The following is a 2,718-nucleotide window of genomic DNA, read 5'->3' as shown; positions in this document are numbered from 1 at the left end:
GCATTGTATATTGTATGTCGTTGCAATAGCTATTTTCTTTTCACAGGTTTTAGGAGCCAATGCCGATTCTTTAAATGGTAGATTGCAAAATACTGGTTTCGTTTCTGTGATGACACAAGAAAATGGAGTTACTAAAGCTGTTAATATGATTATTAACCAACTTGGAGGACAAAGCGCTGAGAAAAATGTCCAAAAGGTTGCCGCTTTAATGGGGATGGAGGCAGCGATTTTCGGTTTAATCGCATATCTTGTATATTTCTTTTCTAGGAAACCGCCAAGTCCTAAAAGAGCGACAGGTGGAAGAACGTTCGATGCTGTTACTCATAGTGCATGGGCTCTTAATTAAAAGATATTTTATTTGATGAATTTTAAATTATTCTGTTATTGAATGTTTTATATTAACTAAACCGTGATTAAACATCACGGTTTAGTTATTTTTAATGATATTGATAAATTTATCCTTTTATATCATATAAGATATTGTTGGGGGGATGACAGTATTTAGCGCATTAAATTTAACTAATCAGCTGCTTTTAAAAGTTATTTAAATTTTTTCCTTTTCACAATGCGTATTTGAGCTAAGTTTGTGGTTGATATTTTTTCTATGATGAAAACGCGTATGTATTAATTGAGGTAGCTATAAACTTTGCATATCAACTCAAAAATATAGGGTAACACGATCTTATGATTATTGTGGATTTCGTTCTTATGAATTGAAAAAGCATAGAGATGCATTTTACAACTATTTGAAAAAAATGCTTTTATTGAGAGCTTTTAATCTCTTTGTGGTTTACAATTTTTTTTATCATTTTATCTTAGGCAAAGAGAAGGTGGATTCATTTCTATTTCTCTATTTTATCTAAGAAGGGTGGAGTTATACGAATGTCAAAAAAAGTCATGATCGTGGAAGATAATGAGCTTAATATGAAGCTATTTCGTGATCTTGTAGAAGCGAGTGGCTATGAAACCGTTGAAACACGTAATGGTCTTATGGCATTAGATTTGGCGCGTTCATCGATGCCATCTCTTATTCTTGTGGATATCCAGTTGCCAGAAGTCTCTGGAATAGATGTTATTAAACAATTAAAAGAAGATAAAGAACTTCGATCAATCCCCGTTGTTGCTGTAACAGCCTTTGCTATGAAGGGAGATGAGGAACGAATCCGTGCAAGTGGATGTGAAGAATATATGTCAAAACCTATTTCTGTTCCTCATTTTATCACAATGGTAAAACATTTTGTGGACTGAATCTTTGTTAAGTGATGATAGAGAAAGACACTGAAAAGCTTATAAGATTGCTAAAGTTATCGTGCAAATATTTTTGTGCTTTAGCATGTGAATATATTACAAGTTAGTAAAAACAGATTTTTAAAATTGAAACTGAAGTTTTGAATTTTTTCGGTCTATTTTCTTGTCTTTTGTCTTAAGAGAAGCGGTTGTTTTGCATTCTTGTTTTTTCTAATCGGTATAGATTTATTCCTATATTCATCTAAAAGTCTGTGTTAGTAGGATGAAAAAAGCCCCGATAAAAACGGGGCTCTATATATTCCACAAAAATTGAAATTAACGTTTTGAAAATTGGAAAGAACGACGCGCTTTTGCTTTACCGTATTTTTTACGTTCAACAACACGGCTATCACGGGTAAGAAAACCACCTTTTTTCAAAATTGGGCGAAGTTCCGGTTCGTAATAGGTTAAGGCTTTGGAAATGCCATGGCGTACTGCACCAGCTTGTCCAGAAAGACCACCGCCTGCAACGGTTGCAATAATATCAAATTGGGTATCTCTATTTGTTGCAACAATTGGTTGACGAAGAATCATTCTAAGAACAGGACGCGCGAAATATTTATCAAATTCCTTGTTGTTAATGATAATTTTTCCAGAGCCCGGTTTAATCCACACGCGAGCAACAGCATCTTTTCGTTTTCCTGTTGCATAGGCACGCCCTTGAGAATCAAGCTTTTGCACGTGGACAGGAACAACATTTTCATGGGGCTCTGTAATATTTGTTGCTATGCTAAGTTCAGAAAGAGAATTAATTTCAGCCATAATCAAGCAATCCTTTTGTTTTTGCGGTTTAAAGCGCCAACGTCAAGAGATTCAGGCTGTTGTGCTTCATGTGGATGTTGGCTTCCAGCATAAACACGGAGATTCTTCAATTGACGGCGACCAAGAGGGCCACGCGGAATCATGCGTTCTACAGCTTTTTCAACAACACGTTCGGGAAAACGTCCTTCAAGAAGCTGACGTGCTGTACGTTCTTTGATTCCACCAATATAGCCGGTGTGCCAATAATATTTCTTATCCGTATATTTTTTGCCGGTGAGAGCTATTTTATCGGCATTGATGACAATAACATTGTCACCATCATCAACATGTGGCGTAAATGTAGCTTTATGTTTGCCACGTAAGCGGTTTGCGACAAATGTGGCAAGACGCCCTAAAACGAGGTTTTCTGCGTCAATAATAACCCATTTTTTCACCACTTCAGTTGGCTTTTGTGAAAAAGTTGCCATAAGAAGTATCCTTTAAATTAAAGCCCCTGTAGCATGAGGGCATTTTCATTGTTTGCGTTGAAAATTGTTAGCACAGCGAAATATTTAACGCGTATTGATTGCTCTGATATAATGTCTTTTGATTGACGTCAAGAGAAAATAAAAACTTTATAAAACAGTACCTTATTCGTGAGGTATTATAATACCTTATCAAAATAAGTTT

General features: G+C 35.6%; 4 protein-coding genes. 2 read left to right on the top strand and 2 right to left on the bottom strand.

Annotated features, from left to right (window positions below; all coding sequences use genetic code 11):
• Both BN338_RS07080 and BN338_RS07075 read left to right on the top strand, forming a co-directional pair.
• Positions 1 to 346, top strand: a 346-nt coding sequence (locus BN338_RS07080; protein ID WP_083868445.1) for a hypothetical protein, incomplete at its 5' end; no start/stop codon positions are given.
• 536 nt (positions 347 to 882) lie between these two features.
• Complete coding sequence (locus BN338_RS07075; protein ID WP_039760447.1) at positions 883 to 1,248, top strand: response regulator; 366 nt, start codon at positions 883 to 885, stop codon at positions 1,246 to 1,248.
• A 315-nt stretch (positions 1,249 to 1,563) separates the two neighbouring features.
• On the opposite strand, the gene rpsI is transcribed toward BN338_RS07075, so the two are convergent.
• Together rpsI and rplM are read right to left on the bottom strand one after the other, a co-directional pair.
• Positions 1,564 to 2,049 (bottom strand): 30S ribosomal protein S9, encoded by a 486-nt coding sequence (gene rpsI, locus BN338_RS07070; protein ID WP_039760444.1) that lies wholly within the window; start codon positions 2,047 to 2,049, stop codon positions 1,564 to 1,566.
• A 2-nt stretch (positions 2,050 to 2,051) separates the two neighbouring features.
• The gene (rplM, locus tag BN338_RS07065; protein ID WP_039760441.1) at positions 2,052 to 2,516 is read right to left on the bottom strand and encodes a 50S ribosomal protein L13; all 465 of its coding nucleotides are present in this window, start codon (positions 2,514 to 2,516) and stop codon (positions 2,052 to 2,054) included.
• Between the last annotated feature and the right edge of the window lie 202 nt (positions 2,517 to 2,718).

The organism is Bartonella queenslandensis AUST/NH15 (assembly GCF_000312585.1).
Classification (GTDB): Bacteria; Pseudomonadota; Alphaproteobacteria; order Rhizobiales; family Rhizobiaceae; genus Bartonella; species Bartonella queenslandensis_A.
Note: the sequence above shows the minus strand (reverse complement) of the source record. Positions and strands in the feature narration are given on the sequence as shown.